Annotated in this window: 15 protein-coding genes; 4 read left to right on the top strand and 11 right to left on the bottom strand. The window is 61.2% G+C overall.

Going from position 1 to position 19,311, the window contains the following annotated elements; translation table 11 throughout:
- Nucleotides 1-87: 87 nt before the first annotated feature.
- Nucleotides 88-354, bottom strand: coding sequence for a hypothetical protein (locus QZ653_RS01575; RefSeq protein WP_296417210.1), 267 nt, complete (start codon nucleotides 352-354; stop codon nucleotides 88-90).
- Complete coding sequence (locus QZ653_RS01570) at nucleotides 338-3,103, bottom strand: glutamine-synthetase adenylyltransferase (protein ID WP_296417209.1); 2,766 nt, start codon at nucleotides 3,101-3,103, stop codon at nucleotides 338-340. Before QZ653_RS01570 ends, QZ653_RS01575 begins: the two co-directional genes overlap by 17 nt.
- Before the next feature lie 198 nt (nucleotides 3,104-3,301).
- On the opposite strand from QZ653_RS01570, the gene QZ653_RS01565 reads away from it, so the two are divergent.
- The 3 genes from QZ653_RS01565 to QZ653_RS01555 all read left to right on the top strand — a co-directional run bounded on the left by QZ653_RS01565 (nucleotide 3,302) and on the right by QZ653_RS01555 (nucleotide 5,223).
- Nucleotides 3,302-3,763 (top strand): DUF2852 domain-containing protein, encoded by a 462-nt coding sequence (locus QZ653_RS01565; protein ID WP_296417208.1) that lies wholly within the window; start codon nucleotides 3,302-3,304, stop codon nucleotides 3,761-3,763.
- Between the two features lie 66 nt (nucleotides 3,764-3,829).
- Nucleotides 3,830-4,288: an RDD family protein gene (locus QZ653_RS01560; protein WP_296417207.1), complete on the top strand. Its 459-nt coding sequence runs from the start codon at nucleotides 3,830-3,832 to the stop codon at nucleotides 4,286-4,288.
- A 101-nt stretch (nucleotides 4,289-4,389) separates the two neighbouring features.
- Complete coding sequence (locus tag QZ653_RS01555) at nucleotides 4,390-5,223, top strand: arginyltransferase (RefSeq protein WP_296417206.1); 834 nt, start codon at nucleotides 4,390-4,392, stop codon at nucleotides 5,221-5,223.
- 36 nt (nucleotides 5,224-5,259) lie between these two features.
- Here the strand turns inward: QZ653_RS01555 and QZ653_RS01550 are convergent, their stop codons facing one another.
- From QZ653_RS01550 to QZ653_RS01525, 6 genes are all read right to left on the bottom strand, one after another.
- The gene (locus QZ653_RS01550) at nucleotides 5,260-6,429 is read right to left on the bottom strand and encodes an HlyD family efflux transporter periplasmic adaptor subunit (RefSeq protein WP_296417205.1); all 1,170 of its coding nucleotides are present in this window, start codon (nucleotides 6,427-6,429) and stop codon (nucleotides 5,260-5,262) included.
- Nucleotides 6,429-8,687, bottom strand: coding sequence for an ATP-binding cassette domain-containing protein (locus QZ653_RS01545; protein ID WP_296417204.1), 2,259 nt, complete (start codon nucleotides 8,685-8,687; stop codon nucleotides 6,429-6,431). The genes QZ653_RS01550 and QZ653_RS01545 overlap by 1 nt, the downstream gene beginning before the upstream one ends.
- Nucleotides 8,684-10,036: a TolC family protein gene (locus QZ653_RS01540; protein WP_296417203.1), complete on the bottom strand. Its 1,353-nt coding sequence runs from the start codon at nucleotides 10,034-10,036 to the stop codon at nucleotides 8,684-8,686. The genes QZ653_RS01545 and QZ653_RS01540 overlap by 4 nt, the downstream gene beginning before the upstream one ends.
- A 100-nt stretch (nucleotides 10,037-10,136) precedes the next feature.
- Complete coding sequence (locus QZ653_RS01535) at nucleotides 10,137-13,307, bottom strand: Ig-like domain-containing protein (protein WP_296417202.1); 3,171 nt, start codon at nucleotides 13,305-13,307, stop codon at nucleotides 10,137-10,139.
- A 152-nt stretch (nucleotides 13,308-13,459) separates the two neighbouring features.
- Nucleotides 13,460-14,284, bottom strand: coding sequence for a YihY/virulence factor BrkB family protein (locus tag QZ653_RS01530; protein WP_296417201.1), 825 nt, complete (start codon nucleotides 14,282-14,284; stop codon nucleotides 13,460-13,462).
- A 12-nt stretch (nucleotides 14,285-14,296) separates the two neighbouring features.
- Complete coding sequence (locus tag QZ653_RS01525) at nucleotides 14,297-14,836, bottom strand: hypothetical protein (protein WP_296417200.1); 540 nt, start codon at nucleotides 14,834-14,836, stop codon at nucleotides 14,297-14,299.
- A gap of 96 nt (nucleotides 14,837-14,932) precedes the next feature.
- Between QZ653_RS01525 and moaA the strand changes: the two genes are divergently transcribed.
- Entirely contained in the window at nucleotides 14,933-15,937 is a 1,005-nt protein-coding gene (gene moaA, locus QZ653_RS01520; RefSeq protein WP_296417199.1) for a GTP 3',8-cyclase MoaA, read from the top strand.
- A 39-nt stretch (nucleotides 15,938-15,976) separates the two neighbouring features.
- Here the strand turns inward: moaA and QZ653_RS01515 are convergent, their stop codons facing one another.
- The 3 genes from QZ653_RS01515 to argE form a co-directional block, all read right to left on the bottom strand.
- Nucleotides 15,977-16,648 (bottom strand): YrbL family protein, encoded by a 672-nt coding sequence (locus QZ653_RS01515; RefSeq protein ID WP_296417198.1) that lies wholly within the window; start codon nucleotides 16,646-16,648, stop codon nucleotides 15,977-15,979.
- Nucleotides 16,645-17,808: a M20 aminoacylase family protein gene (locus QZ653_RS01510; RefSeq protein ID WP_296417197.1), complete on the bottom strand. Its 1,164-nt coding sequence runs from the start codon at nucleotides 17,806-17,808 to the stop codon at nucleotides 16,645-16,647. Before QZ653_RS01510 ends, QZ653_RS01515 begins: the two co-directional genes overlap by 4 nt.
- 168 nt (nucleotides 17,809-17,976) lie before the next feature.
- Complete coding sequence (argE, locus tag QZ653_RS01505) at nucleotides 17,977-19,143, bottom strand: acetylornithine deacetylase (protein ID WP_296417196.1); 1,167 nt, start codon at nucleotides 19,141-19,143, stop codon at nucleotides 17,977-17,979.
- Between the last annotated feature and the right edge of the window lie 168 nt (nucleotides 19,144-19,311).

The following is a 19,311-nucleotide window of genomic DNA, read 5'->3' as shown; positions in this document are numbered from 1 at the left end:
GGTCCGGCTGCGCGCGATTTTACGGTCGGAATTTAGGTATTTTTGAACCAGAGAAACGAAGGGGCTGCCGATTTTGGCGGCCCTTTCTTATTTCGTCACCCGTGCTGCGCGCCCGCCTCTGCGACGGGGGGACTGGGGTGCTGTCAGACCTTCGCGCAAGGTCAGGGTCATGGGATGATCCGCCGGTTCCGCCTGATGGCGCGCCAACAGGGCGGGGATGCCCACCTGCGGGGATCCTTGATAGCTCAGCGCCCAATCGAGAAAGATTGACCGACACTCGGGTGCGGCGATCCCGTCAATGCGGTAGGCGTCTTCGATCAGACCTTTGGGATCCAAATCATCCCCCTTTTTCATCACCGCCCCCCAATAGCGTTGCGATCACATCCGCCGCTTGGCGGCCTTTGTCAGCCATCTGTTCGGCCAGCGCCTCAAGCGTTTCGGCACCGGTTTCACGTAAGATAAACCGCCGCCCGCCTTCGCCCAATTGGCCTGCGTCCAGACTGTGCCCTTGCAGCAGCTGGGCTGCGGCCTGCACTGTCCAACACAACCCCGCCGCCTGCATCAATGCGGCCTTGTCTGCGGCATTCAAGGGGCCAGCGGCGACCTGTTGGGCCGTTGATCGCCCCAATGCCCCGGATGTCAGGGCGATGGTCTGGCCTGCCAGTTCCACATCCTGCAAACGCCCCGGACCGATCTTGGCGTCAAAGGCCCCCTGAGGGTCCTTCGCCTGCGCGATGCGGCGGCGCATATCGGCCACATCGGCCAGCACGGTGTCGCCTGCGGCCTTTGCGGCCAGAACACGGGCGCGCGCGGCGTCCACGTCTGCGGCCAGTGACACGTCGCCCGCGATCACCCGCGCACGGGTCAGGGCAAGGTGTTCCCATGTCCAGGCTTCTTCCATCTGGTAGGGTTCAAACCGCGCGAACGACGTGGCGACAGGCCCCTGCCCGCCCGAGGGACGCAGGCGCATGTCGACCTCATACAGACGGCCTTCGGCCATGGGGGCGGAAATGGCGGTGACGAGGGCCTGCGTGAGACGGGCATAGTACGTGCGGGTCGGCAAGGGGCGCGGGCCGTCTGAGGTCTCAACCCCCTGCCCGTCGTAAATAACGATCAAGTCCAGATCAGACGCCGCGTGCAACCGCCCCGCGCCGAGCGACCCCATCCCCACAACCACGGCCCCGCGTCCGGGTGCAGCCCCATGTTTCGTGGCAAACTGTGCGGCCACCACGGGAAAAACCCCGCCGAGGACAGCCTGCGCCAGATCGGCATACTGCTGGCCTGCCACATCGGCGCTGATCAGGCCGCGCAGATGGTGGACGCCGATGCGGAAGTGCCATTCCTTCATCCAGCGCCGCGCGGCATCAAGGCGGGCCTCGTAGTCAGGTGCCGACCCGACGACGCGGGTCAGATCGGCCTGCAGGGCTTCGGCCCCCGGCCAGTCCGCAAAGAAATCACCGCCAATCACTGCATCAAACACGGCGGCGTTGCGGCCCAGATATTCGGCCAAGGCGGGCGCGGTTGAGGCGATGTCGACGATCAATTGCGTAAGCTGCGGGTTGGCCTCGAAGAGGGAAAAAACCTGCACGCCCGCAGGCAGCCGCGACAGGAACCCGTCAAGGGCGGCCAGCGCCTCGTCGGGTTTGGCGGCCTCTTGCAGCGCCTTGAGGAGTTGCGGTTTGATGCGGTTGAAAATCTCAACCGCGCGGTCGGACCGCAGGGCCGGATAGGTCAGCCAGCGGCTGGTGACATCTTCACCGAAATCCGGTGTCTCGGCGGTCTGCGCAGGGGCAAAGAAGCCTTCGGTCAGACTGTGGACCTCTTCCAACCGGGCCTTCAGATCGCGGCGCACGTCCGCAACCGAGCGTCCCATGAAGGCCGCAAGACGGGCAAAGCCATGTTCGGTGTTGGGCAGATCGTGGGTCTGGGCGTCGCCAATCATCTGCAAACGGTGTTCGACCTCACGGTGGGCGCGGTAGTGGTCGGTCAGGATCGCCGCATCGCTGTCCGGCACCCAGCCCGCTTGGGCCAAGGCCGCCAGCCCGTCCAAGGTGCCGCGCGCGCGCAGGGTTGCATCGCGGCCACCGGCGATCAACTGACGGGTTTGGGTGAAAAATTCGATCTCACGAATACCGCCGCGCCCCAGCTTCATGTTGTGACCCGGCAGCGATATGGGCCCGCCGAGGCCCTTGTGTTCACGGATCCGCAGCCGCATGTCGTGGGCGTCCTGAATGGCCACGAAATCGAGGTGCTTGCGCCAGACAAAGGGCGTGAGGGTTTTAAGAAACCTCTCCCCCGCAGCAATGTCACCCGAGGCCGCGCGCGCCTTGATATAGGCCGCCCGTTCCCATGTGCGCCCCACGCTTTCGTAATAGCGTTCAGCCGCTTCCATGGACAGGCAGACGGGGGTGACGGACGGATCGGGGCGCAGGCGCAGGTCGGTGCGAAAGACGTAGCCTTCGCCCGTCAGCTCGCTCAGCATTCCGGCCATTTTGCGGGTGACGCGCACGAAGGCGGCACGGGCGTCATGGTAGGCGTCGGGGTCAAAACGGGTTTCATCGAAAAGGCAAATCAGGTCGATGTCGCTGGAATAATTCAGCTCATACGCGCCGCCCTTGCCCATTGCGATGCTGACCATACCGCCTGCGGTGGCCGCATCCTCCGGTGTCAGGCCGGGCAGTTTGCCGCGCGTGATCTCAGCCTCTACCAGACGGCGCAAGGCGACATCGACGGCGGCATCGGCCAATCGGGACAGCGCGCGCGTGACGTCCTCCAACGTGAAAACGCCGCCCAAATCCGCAAGCCCCACCAAAAGGGCCGTGCGGCGTTTGGCCTGCCGCAAGCCGTCGCTCAGCTGCGGCAGAGACAGCGCGCTGATTCCGCCGATCACATCCTCAACCGCGGCCTCCGGCGCATCGAGAGCACCGCGCAGCCAATCAGCTTCCTTTTGCAAAAGCCCCGCAAGATAGGGGCTGCAGCCCGCCGCCCCTGCAATAAGTGCGCGGACCTCGGGCGGGGTGTCGCCAAACGCTGTCGCGGCCTCCTGCCCCAGTTCGGGATCAAAGGCATCTGGACTGCGGGTCATGCGGCTTGAAAAGGTCATGACCAGTTGTGGGCCGCGGTGTGGAATTGGTCAACCAAGGGCAACCATGAAAGATTTTCACAAACAAATTCAATCGGATGTGATGTAAATGTAAAAAACATTTACATCCCCCCTTGCCCGAGGTCCCCAACTCTCCCATCTTCAGTAATGTGAAAGGCATTCACATAGAAAAACGCAAACCAAAGAACGGAGACAGAAATGACCACCTCGTCCACAAATATTGACTATCAGGCCCCCTACGCCCGAACCGTGGGAGAGGGAAACTGGCTGCAACGGTCCGAACGTTGGCTTGATGCGCGCGGCAAAGGCGCGTGGATCGCGGCCATGGTCCTTGGGTTCATCTTCGTCTGGCCTGTCGGCCTCGCCCTTCTTGCATATATGATCTGGAGCAAACGCATGTTTTCCTCAAATTGCGCCACCAAACGCACCCGCCACGCCTCACTGCGCGCCACGATGCGCCCCTCCGGCAACACGGCCTTTGACGCCTACAAGGCCGACACCCTGCGCCGCCTTGAAGACGAACAGCATAATTTTGAGGAATTCCTCAAGCGTCTGCGTGAGGCAAAGGACAAGGCCGAATTCGACCAGTTCATGGACGACCGCGCAAGCCGGACCATGGACGACGAAGATGCAGCCGATGCGGATGCAAAGCCCGCCTAATTCAAGCCACGCGTCGCCGGGAACCCCGGCGGCGCAGCGCACGTTACTGACGAAAGGGACATTCAAATGACATACGCAGACAGCATTCCAGACCCACACAGCCGCCCCGATTTCTATGACAGCGTGCCCTCAAAGCGGTTGATCGCATGGATCGTGGACATCGGCCTGACTGGCGTTTTGGCCAGTGTCATTTCTATCCCGTTTGTTCTTTTTGGCATCGTGTTGATTGTGCCACTTTTGTTCATCCCTCTCATCTGGGCCTGTACGGGTTTCGTGTACCGATGGATGACGATTTCATCCGGCTCGGCCACGTGGGGCATGCGTCTGATGTCCATTGAATTGCGCGACCGCGATGGCAAACGGCTCGATGGGTCCACGGCGTTCCTGCACACAGCCGGCACTTACGTCAGTTTCGCCGTCTGCCCGGTGCAACTGGTCTCCATCGCTTCCATGGCGCTGACCGATCGTGGTCAGGGTTTGACGGACATGGTGCTGGGCACCACGATGCTGAACAAGGCGGGCTGACCGCCGCCGTCAAACAGCCTCACCCCGCGCGCCAAAATCGCGGGTTGTGGCCTGCAGGCCCCTGTTGCTAGGATCATCAGGTTCCTATTTGACTGAGTAGCATGCGTCACAGCCTTCCCATCGCCCCGCAGTTCTATGTCACTGCGCCGCAGCCCTGCCCCTATCTTGAGGGCCGGATGGAAAGAAAGCTGTTTACGGCTTTGCAAGGTGAAACCGCCGAAAAGCTCAACAATTCTTTGTCCAAACAGGGGTTCCGCCGGTCCCAGAATGTGCTTTATCGGCCCTCTTGCGCGGATTGTTCCGCCTGTCTGAGCGCGCGGATCAGGGTCGCGGATTTCGCCCCCTCCAAAAGCCAAAAGCGGGTGCTGAAACGCAACCGGCATCTGGAACGCGGTGCATCGTCGCCATGGGCCACAGAGGCGCAATATGCCCTGTTTCGCGATTACCTAGACAGTCGGCACGCGGCAGGCGGCATGGCCGATATGGATCTGTTCGAATTCGCGGCCATGGTCGAAGAAACCCCCATCCGCACGCGACTGATCGAATATCGCGACACCGGTGATGTGGCAGGCGATGATCCTTACGAGGGTCTGCGCGCGGTCAGTCTGACCGATATCCTCGATGACGGGGTGTCGATGGTCTATTCGTTCTTCGCGCCAGAGATGACGAAGACATCGCCCGGCACCTACCTGATCCTTGATCATATTGAGATCGCCCGCCACCTTGGCCTGCCTTACGTCTACTTGGGCTATTGGGTGCCGGGGTCGGACAAGATGGGTTATAAGGCGAAGTTCAAGGGGGTTGAAATATACCTCAATGGCCGCTGGGAAGACCTGACCCATCCCGATGATTATTCATCTGAAATCAATCCGCTGTCCGTTGATCCCATCGCGGAACAGGTGGCGCGGATCACCCTGCCTGACAGCCAATCCTGACCGCCCGCCCGAAATTTCTAGAAATTTAGGGCCGCCCTACGGCTCGCGCAGGGCTTCTTGTGACCGATACAGCGGCTTCGTCAGATATTGCAGGACCGTCTTTGATCCCGTGTGCAATTCCACATCCGCCTGCATACCGGGCCGGATTTCGATGCGCGCCTGCCGCGTGCCCAGATCGGTCGCATCTACGCGCAAGGTCACGCGGTAATGGGGCGGCGCGTTGGGGTCGCGTTCGTCCTCGAACGTATCGGCTGAGATCAGGTGAACCTCCCCCGTCAGCGACCCGTAAATGGTGTAGTCATAGGCACTGAGCTTGATCGTTGCGGCCTGCCCCGGCACCACGTTGGCGATGTTGGAGGGCGACACCTGCGCCTCGACGAACAGCTCATCATCCATGGGGATGATCTGGAAAATCTCCTCACCCGGGCGGATGACCCCGCCGATGGTGGTGACGCCCAGATTGTTGACGATGCCGCGCATGGGGCTGGTGATAATCGTCCGGTCCAGCCGGTCTTCGGCCACGCGCAGATCCTGCTTGAGGGTCGCCATGGTCGACAGGACTTCGGAATATTCGGACGCGCGCGCCAATTCGGCCTGCGTCACGATTTCATTATAGGCGTTTTGCGCGTCGGAATTGGCCTTGCGCGCACGGGTGACCTCGATCAGCGCCGCGATTTCACGGTTATACAGGTCTTCCATCACCGCCAATTCACGGCGGGTTTCTGTAACGATAGACTGCGCGCCTTCGGTGCGGCTGACGTAGTCGGACTGGCGCGCGGCCAGCAGCGCACGTTCAGAGGCGACCATATCAGGCAGGAATTGCGCAATGGCCTCGGGCACGTCAAAATCGAACATCCCGCCAATCTCGGCCTCCAGCCGCAAGCGGCGGATTTCAGCGGCAATCACCTGTTCACGCAGGTCGGTCACAGCGGTTTCAAACTGGGTGCCGCGCAGGCGCGCCAGCACATCGCCAGGCTCCACCTGATCGCCCTCCCCCACCAGCAGTTCCGCCAGAATACCCCCTTCGAGGTTCTGGATAAGCTGCGGACGCGACGACGACACAACGGACCCGTTGGCACGCACGATTTCATCAATGGCGGCGAACTTGGCCCAGATCAGAAAGATCACGACCGTGGCCCCGATCAGCCAGATCAGCAGGCTGGGGCCTTTGACGCGTTCGTCGAATTCGTCTGCCATGGTGACCATTAGACTGCCTTTTTATTCTTGTTTTGCAGATGCGCGAGGACTTCCTCGCGGGGTCCGTCCACAGCCAGACGGCCATTTTGCAAGATCACGGTGCGGGTTGTCAGCTCAAGGATCGGCACGCGGTGGGTGGCGATGATCGCCGTGCGCCCGTTCAGCCACGTCTCAAGACGGCTGACCAAAGTGTTCTCCAACGTCTGGTCCAGTGCTGCGGTGGGTTCATCCAGCAGGCAGACCTTGGGGTCCTGCAGCCACAGCCGCGCCCAGCCGATGGATTGACGCTGACCGATGGACAGGCCCTCACCACCGTCGGAAATTTCCAGATCGAGCCCCTTGGGGTGGTTGCGCACAAAGGGGCCGAGGCCGGCAAAATCAAGAGCGGCCAGCAGCCGGTCATCGTCGCGTTCCAGCAAGGTCAGGTTCAGGTTTTCACGCAAGGTGCCGGAAAACAGGCGGACCTCTTGGGACAAATACCCGATGGAGCGGCGCAAATCGCGGGGCATCACCTGCCCCATGTCCACGCCATCCACCAACACGCGCCCCTTGGTGGGCCGGTAAATGCCCGACAGCAGTTTCAACATCGTCGATTTGCCGGACCCGTTGGCGCCCAGCACGGCAATGCGCTGGCCTGCTTCGATTTTCAGGCCGGGAATGTCCAACGATTGACCGCTGTCTTCGTTGTAGCAAAAGGCGATCTCGCGCAATTCAAACGCGCCGCGCATGTCTTCGCGGCGCAGGTAGGTGCGGCCCTCTTCCTGATCCTGTTCAGCGTTGGCAATTTCGTCCAGCGCCTCAAGTGCGGCCTTGACGTTGGACCAGCGCGCCAGCGTGGCGGCCAGTTGCGTCAGCGGCCCCAATGTCCGGCTGGTCAGGATGCCCACAGCGATGATCGTGCCCACGGTGAACTGGCCGGTGAAGACCATGAACGTGCCCGCAACCACGGCGGCCACATAGGTCGCCTGCTGCACGCCCTGCGCCCAGAACGTGAGGGTCGAGGCCAATTTACGTTGCTCGGACGTGGCGACAGAGGATACCGCCGACAGCTCGGACCACATGCGTTTGAACCGGTCTTCGCCGCGCTGCGCCTTAATCGTGTCGGCCTCATAGATGACTTCGTGCAGCAGTTTGTTCGACTTGGCTGACGCCCCTTGGGTCTGCTGTGTCAGGGCGATCATCTTCTTTTGCAAAAAGAAGCTGGGCAGCACCATCAAAAGACCGCCCACAAACAACACCCACACCACATTGCCGCCAATCGACGCCACAAGCGCCAGAAACAACACGATAAATGGCAAATCCGTCAGGGTGCCGATGGTCGAGGCCGTGAAAAATTCCCGCACTGATCCGAATTCACGCACCGCAGAAAACAGCCCTGATGGCGTCTGGCCTTCCTTGCCGCGGCGCATGCCCAGCAAGCGGTCCATCAGCAGCGCCTGCACCTTCAATTCAATCTTGCGCCCTGCCCCGTCCATCAGCCGCGCGCGCGCGATGCGCAGACCGGCCTCAAGCAGCATGGCCAAACCGGCACCGATGGCCAACACCCACAAGGTGGCGGTGGACTGATGCGGGATCACGCGGTCATAGACCTGCAACGAAAACAGCGCCACAGCCACAGCCAACAGGTTGGCCACGAAGGACCCCAAGGCGACCTCAGCCAAGTGACGGCGGAACTGGAGCATCTCGCCCCAGAACCAATGGGCGGATGTACCTTTGCGGGCGTGTTTGCGGGCCAGATCGGCCACGGCCACATCAGCGCGCAGGATCGTGCCGCTGAAATAGGGCAGAAAGTCGGACAATGGAACTTCGGCACGGTTGTCACGACAAGTGGTGTCGAACACGATGACCGCATCATCGGTCTGATCAAGGACCAACAGCACGTGGCCGCTGGTCATTTCAACCATGGCGGGCCAGTGGTCGGCTGTGGGTTTGCGCACCTTTTTGGCGTGGCTCACCAGACCTGCTGAATTCAGCGCATTGGCCACGGCCTGAAGGGTGATCACGTCGCCTGCGTCGGCGGTCATGACCTCCAACAAATCAGACCGCACGATGTCGATGCCCACAAGCCCCGCATAGGTCGCGGCCAGATCGGCGCGCGCACGGGCTTTTGCGGAATAGCGGTCTTCCGCGATCGGGCCTTCGGCCGCGCCCTCAACCGCCTGCGGGTCGGAGGCCGGGGCCTCCGGATCGTTGGCGGGGGTGGACACGCGGGTGATTTTGCCGCCACGGGTGGCGTTCATGTCAAAGGCGATGACGGGGCCGGTCATATGTCTTCTCCGTCCACCAAGGTGCCGTAAAGACGGGCCAATTTCAGCTCCATCCGAGCCAGATCATAGCGGATCGCGACGGCGTCGCGTTCGGCGTCCAGTTTCGTACGGAACACGCCGACGACCTCGGGCACGGTGCGTTGGCCGCCGCGCAACTGTTGTTCAAACAGGGTGTAATTGTCATTTGCCTGCGCGACGATGGTAGCGATGTTGCTTTGCTGACGCCGCAGGGAGGCCATCTGGCCTTCGATTGCGGCAACTTCGCGGGCGCTGTCCTCGCGCTGTTCGGCCACGGCCAGTTCTGCCGCCTGCCCCATCGCCTCAAGGGCGGCGAGGTCAGCCCCACGGCCAAAGCCCAACCCATTGGGAATGGCCACGCCGAGGCCAAAGCTGTCCCCATCGGCCAGATTGCCTGAGGCGGTGACATTGGGGGTGTATCCCGCCTGAAGCGCGCGCGCTTCGGCCAGACCACGGGTGCCTTCGGCGTTGACTTTCATCACATCGAGCGGTTGGGCAATGCCCGCCGGATCAGACAGGGTTTCGATCCCGCTGACACCATCAAGGGAGGTCGCGGACATGGCGGCCAGTTCGGCGCGCGCGGCGGCGGCCTCTTCGCGGTCTTCCAGAACGTCGGATCGCATCTGGGTCAGCTTTTGCTGGACCAGTTGCAAATCGGCGCGGTCGTTGATGCCGGCGTTAACGCGTTCGGACATGACATATTCGAACCGTTCCATCCGTGCCATGCCGCCTTCGTGGACGGCGGCGCGGGCCTCTGCAGCTTGGGCGGTGAGGTAAAGATCAAGCGCCTGATAGACGCGGTCGTTGGTGTCCTGGGCCAGAGCCACGGCGGCGACTTCCACATCGGCGCGGGCAAATTCACGTTCGGCGCGGTTGGCCCCGCCATCAAACAGGGTTTGCTCAACCACCATGCCCGCCACAACGGACCCCAGTGAGGTCAGGGAAACCGTGGGCCCCAATGAGGGCAGCCAGTTCATTTCACGCGCCTTGGAGCGCAGCATGGCCGCCCGCAATTCAGCCTCAGCCGCACGGGAATTGGCCGCCAAAACGGAAGATGCCACCTGGGCATAAGGCCCGGATGGCAAGACGGAACGTCGGTTCAAAAGGGCGTCGATGAGGGCGGAGCGTTCACCGTTCGACAGCTCCCCATTCAAAGCGGGGGCGTCCGGTGCGGCCGCCACGGCCATGGTGTCCTGTCCGGTCAGTCCCGCTGTCAGATCACCGGCAAGCCCGCCCGCACGAGAGACCAGATCCTCGCCCATGCAGCCGCTCAAGACGCTGGCGCACAACAGGGCCGCCACGGGTGTCTTGATATACCTTGCCTGTCCCACTCGATACCTCAATCCGCTTATCAGATGCGTGGTGGGGGCCGGTTTGTCCGGCCCTCCGCCGTTGGTATGTGCCCCCGCTTTGCGCCGCGAAGGAGGCGTATCAGATCGTCGAGACGTTGATGTCTTCTTCAATAAAGATCTGCGCATCATCGCCCATCGTGTAGACGTCGTAGGTCTTGCCTTCGATCGTCGTGGTGGTGCCGCTGTCCGTGGCCCCTGCGATGTTGACGCTGTCGTCGGACCCGCCGTGGATGATCAGATTGTTGTCGTTGTCCGACAGCCCCTCAAGCGCGGCCAGATCAAGCGTCAGTTCGCTATCGGTGGCAAAGCTCAGATCAATGGACCCGATGTCGAACCCGTCCAACCCGTCAAGGCTCACCACGTCCGTGCGGCTTTCTTCCATCACCACATAGGTGGCGTTCTGGTTGCCGGCGTCGTCCACCTCATTGACCACCAGATGCGTGCCGGACGGCAGCTCGGGGTTGAAGGTGAAAAGCTGCGTGTCACCCAGATCAAAGCCGCCGTCCTGATTGTTTTCAAGGGTCACGTCACCACTGTCGGAGATCGAGCTGACCGTGAAGTCGTTGTCGATTTCGTTGACCTCAAGCCCGCGCACACCGTCTTCGTTGATGGTGACACTTTCGATGGTCGGGGCATCGGTGGCGACAGTATCGACGCGGAAGGTGTCGGTGATGCTGTCGGTGTTGCCGTGCTGGTCGGTGGCCGCGATGGTGATGTTGGCGTCGTATTCACCTGCAGGGATCTCCCCCCCGGCGTAGGTCACGGACCAGTTGCCGTTGGCATCGACGGTTGCCTCACGGGTGATGGTGCCGCCGGAGGAGGCAAAGGTCACCATGACGGTGGACCCGGCTTCGACCGTGCCTGTCAGTGTCACGCCGTCCTCAGCCTCTGCGCGGTTGACGATGTTGTCGCCTTCCACCGGATCGGCTGTGGTCAGAGTGTTAACGTAGGTGTCAATTTCGACCGTATCGGTGATGACCGCCACGTTGCCCGCAGGGTCGGTGGCTGTGGCCGTCATCGTGGCTGTGCTTTCCGTGTCGGCAAAGCCCGCAGCGGAGAAATTGGCAGACCACTGGCCGTTTGACCCGGCCATGACCGTGACGGTTTCGCCGCCGAATTCGACAACCACTTGGCTGCCGGCTTCGACCTGTCCGGTCAGGGTCACGCCATCGGCGGCCTCTGCCGCGTTGATCACATCGTCGCCTTCAACCGCATCAGCGGAGAAGTTGAACGGCACCACTTCGGTGTCGATCTGGACGGTGTCGCTGACCTCTTTGTAGTTGCCAGCCGCATCGGTGATGGAGGCCGTGATACCCGCCTCATAGGTCCCTTCGGGGATCACACCTGCGGGGAAGTTCACAGACCAAGTGCCGTTGTCACCGGCCAGCACATTCAAGGTCGCGTCACCAAGACCAACCGTGACCACCAGACCCGGCGTCGCGGTGCCGCTGATGATGACGCCGTCCGCATGTTCGACCGCGTTAACCACATCGTCAATTTCAATAGGCTGTTCGGACAGGGCCAGATCACCGGCGACCGTATCCACGGTCACAGCTTCGGAGATGCTGGAAGAGTTGCCTGCAGCATCCGTTGCTGTCACCACAACCGAAGTTTCGTATTCACCACCCGGCAGCGTGCCGCCCGGATAGGTGACGGACCAGTTGCCATTGGCATCAACCGTGGCCGCCATGACCACACCGTGCAGGGACACCGACACCGTAGACCCGGCTTCAACGGTGCCTGCCATCGTTATGGCCTGACCGCTTTCGTCGAAGTTCACGACACCGTCGGACCCACCGGCGGAGTTCGTTGTCATCTCAAGTTCGTTGACGAAGGTATCCACAGTCACGCTGCTTGTCGCAGTGGCCGTGTTGCCCGCGCCGTCGGTCGCCGTGACGGACACCGGAACATCCAGTTCACCCGTCGGCACGTCGCCGCCTGCGTAGGTCGCGGACCATGTCCCGCCGGAGGTGGCGATGACCGTCTGCGTGACGGTTCCGAACGTGACCTCGACCGAGGCACCGGGCTGTGCTGTACCGGTCAGCGTTACGCCGCCCGGCTGTTCAACCCCGTTGACCACATTGTCGGACCCGCCGACCGACGCAGTCTCAACCGTGACACTTGTCACGGTGTCGACAACAACGGTGCTGGACGATGTCGAAGAATTGCCAGCCCCATCTGTTGCGGTGATCGTGACATCCATCTCGTATTCACCCTCGCCCAGCACGGATGTGCCCAGATCAAGGGTCCATGTACCGCCCGAAACTGTCGCGTCGTAATCAACGCCATCAATGGTGACAACGACCGTATCGCCACCTGTCACCGTGCCGGTCAGCGTCACACCGCCTGCGTGCTCAACCCCGTTGATCACGCCATCGTCCCCGCCGGTGGCATCCATCTCGGCGCCGATCACTGTGTCGACGGTCAAGGTTTCGGTGACAGTGGTGGACCCGCCATCGGTGGTGATGGTGACCGTTACTTCCGTGTCATATTCGCCGGTTGCAATATCATCAGGACCGAAGGTCACGGTCCAGTCGCCCTCTTCGTCCACGGTGGTGGTTTGCGTCGTGCCGTCAATCGTGACCTCGACATCGCCACCGGCTGTGCCCGTCCCGTCGATGACCACCCCGTCAGGATGCCCCTCTTCGTTGACGGTCGTGCCATCGCTTTCGACTGTCCCGCCGGTCACATCAACCTCGGGGGCTGCCGGGCCGTCACCGCCCCCGCCGCCACCGGTGGCAATAACGGCGGCACCGGCTGCTGCCGCTGCACCACCCCAACCGAACAAAGGCGCGATCCCGCCAATGGCCGCGCCCAACATGCCGACCTCACCGTCAGCGGCTGTAACATCGGCGCGCAGCACGTCGGAACTGCGCATGAAATAAAGGTCATCATTGACGGCAAATTTGCCGATCCCGTCGTCCACGACGTAATTGGCGAAATAATCCGCGCCCGCACCCTGCGTCAGGTTTACCTCCGTCAGGAAACCGTCCGTTGACAGGAACAGGTCGTTGGCCGCCGCCCCGTCCGTGACGAAGTAGCCGTCGATCGTAATGACCTGCCCATCGACCAAAGTAATCTGCAGCGCCTGCCCGGCCCGCGTGTAGGATACGATCTGACCTTGCGACAGGTTGAGGGAAATATCCGACCCCGCGTTAACAGTGATCACTGATGAGGCGGCACTATCACCGGCCGCACCTCTGGAAATATTGCCCGCACCATCACGGACAACGAAATTAATCGCTGACATACTACTCGCTCCGCCTCATGTTCACGGCTTCTTTGAGCCGCCTTTTTTGATTAAGACCACCATATGTAGATTGATTTTCAATTTCTAGGGGGAAAATCGCGGCCTGCGACTCACTATGGCAAAACTGTGGCGAAATTACATTTCAGTATGTTTCACAGTGGCTTACGGCGATCCAGGGCCACGTTCACAGCCGCGCCGACCATGATCAGAAAGGAACTGAGATAAAACCAGAACAGCAAAACGATGACCGCGCCCAAGGACCCGTAAACTTCGTTGTAGTTGCCGAAATTGGCCACATAGACGGAGAACGCCACGGACATGCCGATCCACAAAACCACCACAAGAAACGCCCCCGGTGTGAACCATCCCAAACGGTGCCCCCGTCTGTTCGGACCATAGCGGTAAATAATGCCGAGCCCTGCCAGCATCACCAGAACGACAACGATCCAGCGCAACAGTTCCAGCAGCATTTCCTGATCGGCATTGAAGGGGGCCAGCGCCAGCACGACCGGCGCAACCACAACCATCAACAAGGCAACAATCGCAACACCGACCAAGGACGCCGACATCAGCAGGGCCACCAGCATGTGCCGCGCGATGCCACGGTTCGGGCGTTCGAAAATGGCGTTGATCCCTTGAATAAGGGCCGCAACCCCCGCGCGGACCGACCACAGGGCGACGCCCACAGAAATCGCTGTCGCCACACCAAGTGTTTCGCTGCGGGCATTGAGGATTGCGGAAATCTGGCCCTCGAACAAATCGAAAACCTCTGGCGGCATGAGCCCCCGCACCAGATTAAGCTGGCTGTTGACCACAACAGGGTCCGCCACCAGCCCGAAGAGGGCGATTGTCGCCGCAAGACCGGGAAAAATCGCAAAAAGTCCGTAAAAGGCAACGCCTGCAGAAATCAGCCCGGCATTCTTTTCCCCCAGATCGTCCAGAACCTGACGGATGACTTCATATATTTCCCGCCACATCAGGCGGGGCCCCTAGTTTGCATAGACCGTCACTTCGGGCAGGCCGGTCAGGGGCGCTTCGATCAGGCGCATGGCCGCAAGTGATATCTGGCTGCCGGATCCGGCAGGCCCGCCGGACGGACGCAATTCAACCGATACCGAATTGCCGGCATATTCGATCCGTCCCTGCGTGACCGACGACACCAAGGGTGTTTTGAACCAGATGCCAGGGTCGGTTGGACTGCCCAAGGATGCGATCGTGGTGCCCAGACGCCGTTCACCCGATTGCGGTGCCGTGACAACAGCCGCCTGCCGGTCCTCTGCGGTGGTTGTGTCAAACTCCTCAACCGTGCGGGCCGTGGGCGGAGGGGGGGGCGGAAAATCGGGGCGCGTCTGGTTCAGATCAAGGGTTGGCCGGACGGGGGGCGCAAATTCGGGTCCGCGCGACGGCGACAGATCAGGCACAACCGCCGCTACGGGGACAGTCACGTCTTGTTGTTCAACAGGGGCCATCGCCCCCGGCGCACAGGCTGCGGCACCCAAAAGCACCAAAAACGCTGGATAAATCTTCATGACCCAAAAGGTAGGGCTGCCCTGCGGTACTGTCGAGGGGGAATTGAAAGGGCGATTGCGCTTGCGCGGTCAGCCGCACGATCCTACGTTCGCGCCATGACCGGAAAGCTGATTGATCCCTTCCATCGTGCCATTACCTACCTGCGGGTTTCGGTAACGGATCGCTGCGATTTTCGCTGCGTGTATTGCATGTCGGAAAACATGACCTTTCTGCCCAAGAAGGACCTTCTGACGCTCGAAGAACTGGACCGCATGTGTTCCGCCTTCATCGGCTTGGGCGTTGAAAAACTGCGCATTACCGGTGGTGAGCCACTGGTGCGGCGCGGCATCATGACGTTTTTCGCGGCAATGTCCCGTCATCTTGAGGCGGGCACGCTGAAAGAACTGACGTTGACGACCAACGGGTCCCAGCTTGAAAAATACGCGGATGACCTGTTCGCGGCAGGCGTGCGGCGCGTCAATGTCTCATTGGACACATTGGACGATGACAAATTTACCGCCATCACCCGCTGGGGCCGCCTGCCCCAAGTGATGCGCGGCATTGACGCCGCCCAACGCGCGGGCCTGCGGGTCAAGATCAACACCGTGGCGCTGGCGGATTTCAACGATGTGGAACTGTTCGATCTGCAGGCCTGGTGTGCGGACCGTGACATGGACCTGACCTTTATCGAAGTCATGCCCATGGGCGACATCGGCAACGAGGACCGGATCACGCAATACTGGTCTCTCAAAGACCTGCGCGCGCGGCTTGCGGACCGGTTCACCGTGACCGATCTGGCCGAACGGACCGGCGGCCCCGCACGCTACATCCGGCTTGAAGAAACGGGCCAGAAAATTGGCCTGATCACCCCGCTGAGCCACAATTTCTGCGAAAGCTGTAACCGCGTGCGCATCACCTGCACCGGCGAAATCTACACCTGTCTGGGTCAGGAGGGCCATTCCGATCTGCGTGCCCCCCTGCGTGCCAGCGAAGATGACAGCCAGCTTGAGGCCGCGATCCGCGCTGCCATCGGCCTGAAACCAAAAGGCCACGACTTTGATTATTCGCGGCAATCGGTCGACGGCCAGGTCAGCCGCCACATGAGCCATACCGGCGGATAATTATTGTATTTCAAATTCTTGCGGCGCGATATTCATCCTCTAGATGAACGTCCTATCTGACCTGCTCCACGTCAATCCCCCGCCCTTCGCAAGCCGGACAAACCGACGGTGCAGCGCCTGTGTATTTGCCCAGCGCGACCAGGACCGAATGGGGATCACGTGGGTGTCCCCGAACCCGTCGACCAAGACCGCCTCAAGCGGTCCCGGCTCACCTTGTAATCCGCGATGACCCAGAACGATATTGCGGGCCCTTAGATCACTGGCCCGCACGTTCATGTCCAACATTCGGCGTGCAAAGTCCGTCATCGCTGCACGATGGTCGTGCGCAATGTCGTTGCCCTTGCACAGGCTCGCCCAGGTGGGCGCCGGCGCACCGGACGGGTCGCGCACAAACTGCGAAGAACACCCAAGCCCGATATCGGTCTGAACAAATCCGAACATATGGGTGATCGGCAGGTGGGCCTGCCCGCTTGGATCACAAAGGGCCAGTCTCAGGTATTCCAGATATTCCTTGCGGATCAGATACGTCCGATACCCCGCGAATGTCCGTGCAAAGGCGCGACGCATGCGCCCGCCCTTGCCCTGATCCGCGTCCGGCACAAGCACCTTGATGACCCGATCTGGATCGGTGGGATCGACATAGACCACCCGCTCGTACCCACGCGCAACGGGCACCAGCCCGGTCAGACGGATCACCGGCTGATGGCTCACCCAGCAGGCATCCGCTGTTCCACAATCTCCGCCCACCAGCTGCAGCCTGCGGGGATCGCCTCATCATTAAAATTGTATTCAGGATGGTGAACCATCGCGGTGTCGCCATTGCCCACCAGAATATAGGCACCGGGCCGTTCTTCCAGCATGAAGGCAAAATCCTCACCCCCCATCACCAGCGGCGCATCGGCGCAGTCGCCCGATACCGAGGCCGCAACCTGCGCTGCAAACGCTGTCTGCTCATCCGAATTGATCATGACCGGATAGCCCCGCACGTAATTGACACGCGCCTCGGCGCCCAGCGCGCGGGCCGTGCCTTCGGCAATCTCACCCAACCGCTTTTCGGCCAGATCGCGCACCTCGGGGGATAGCGTCCGCACGGTGCCGCGCAGATGGACCTTTTGAGGGATCACATTGTGCGCCTTGCTCGATGTTTCAAAGGATGTGACCGACACGACGACCTGTTCCACAGGGTCCACGTTGCGGCTGGCGATCGTCTGCAAGGCAATCACCACGTGGGAGGCCACAACCGTGCTGTCCACCGTCTCCTGCGGCTTGGCCGCATGTCCGCCCAAGCCCTCGATCTCAATGTCGAACTGGTCAGCGGCTGCAAAAAACGCGCCTGGACGGATGGCAAACGACCCCACGGGTTTGCCGGGCCAATTGTGCATCCCGTAGACCTCTTGAATGCCGAACCGGTCCATCAAACCGTCATCGCACATCTCTTTGCCGCCGCCGCCGCCCTCTTCGGCGGGCTGAAAAATCACCACAACGGTGCCGTCAAAATTGCGCGTCTCGCTGAGGTACTTGGCCGCCCCCAGCAGCATCGCCGTGTGCCCGTCATGGCCGCAGGCATGCATCGCCCCATCGGTTTTCGAGGCATACTCCAACCCCGTTTGCTCATGGATCGGCAGCGCATCCATATCCGCACGCAGTCCGATGACCTTGCCCGATCCCGTCGCTTTGCCCTTGATAACACCGACCACGCCTGTCCGGCCCAGCCCCGTCACGATCTCATCGCAGCCAAATTCCTTCAGCTTGTCGGCCACAATCGCGCTGGTGCGATGGGTCTCGAACAAAATCTCGGGGTTTTCATGCAAATCGCGACGCCATTCGGTGATGTCTGGCAGCAATTCGGCAAAACGGTTCTTCACGGGCATTGGGTCTCTCCTGTTGAAGCTCGCCGCAAAACTGCGACGTCTCACGGCAAGACACAACCCTCGCCGCCCCTTTCTCTGGTTCAAAAATACCTAAAATCGCCCCGCCTGCCCGACAGACCGACAGCGGCGATGATCGCTTGGGCGACGGGCGAAGCCCGGCGCAAAACCTCAGCCCTTCAGGCTCTCCAACAGACGCTGCATAAACGTCTCGCCTGCCTGAAACTGCTCTACCGAGATGTATTCATTGGGCTGATGGGCCTGCGCGATGTCGCCTGGGCCGCAGATCACGGCGGAATAGCCGCGTTCCTGAAACTGCCCCGCTTCGGTGCCATAGCTGACCACACCCACGGCATTGTCGCCCGTCAACTGGCGCACCAGTTCTTCGGCGGGCCCCTCCACTTCCGGTTTTAACCCCGGCACGAAGAAGGCGGGCGTCAGATCAATGCCCGTGTCGGGGTGGATCGCCTGCATCTCAGCCTCGACTTCGGCCACCTTGGCTTTGAACCGCGCGGTCCAATCCTCGATTGTCTCACCAGGCACGATCCGGAAGGTCAGGACAAAATCGCAGTCTTTGGCCGTGATGTTATGGGCGGTTCCGCCCGACACCATGCCCACATGCAGCGTCGTATAGGGCGGCACAAAGCCCGCATCCATGTCACCGGGCTCCTTCGCCGCGTTCTCGGCATTCACCACATTGCACCAGTCAATCAGCTTGGCCCCGAACATGATCGCGCTGACCCCTTCGTGGATCAGCGAGGAATGCACCTCAAACCCGCGCATATGGACGCCAAAGCCAAGCCCGCCTTTGTGGCCGGTCACGACCTTCATCATCGACGGCTCCCCGATAATCGCGGCAGAGGCGCGGGGCATCCCGCTGGCCACCATCGCATCAATCATTGGCGGGGCACCGACGCAGCCGACTTCTTCATCGTAACTCAACGCCAGTTGAAGGGGCCGCGCAACGCCGCGTGTCTTGGCCTCGACCATGGCCCAGATCGACAACGCATCGAACCCCTTCATGTCGCAGGTGCCGCGCCCGTAAAGACGCCCGTCCTTTTCGACGACCTCAAAGGGGTCCGTATCCCACGCCTGCCCGTCCACGGGCACCACATCTGTATGCCCCGACAGCACAACGCCGCCCTCCACCTGCGGGCCCACATGGGCATAAAGGGCGGCCTTCTGCCCAGTCGCATCCGGCACGCGGGTCGATGGGATATCGTGATCGGCCAGATACCCCTCAACCCACTCAATCAGCGGCAAGTTGCTGTCGCGGCTTACAGTGGGAAAGCTGATCAGCTTTTCCATCAACGCCCGTGCAGTCAGGGTCTGGGTCATGTGCATCCTCGGGGTCAAAACCAAAAGGGGAGCGTGAAACGGGCAACCCGCGCCGTCAATAGCCCAACCGGTGTGCATCGAAAAATTTACCATCCAGTAAAATGCCATCAGGGGTTGCGGGAAAGCGGATTGCTGTTAACGTCTGTATCCAGCACGGTCCCCGTCAGA

The organism is Pseudooctadecabacter sp. (genome assembly GCF_020627745.1).
GTDB lineage: Bacteria > Pseudomonadota > Alphaproteobacteria > Rhodobacterales > Rhodobacteraceae > Octadecabacter.
This window is presented reverse-complemented; position numbering and strand designations above follow the sequence as displayed.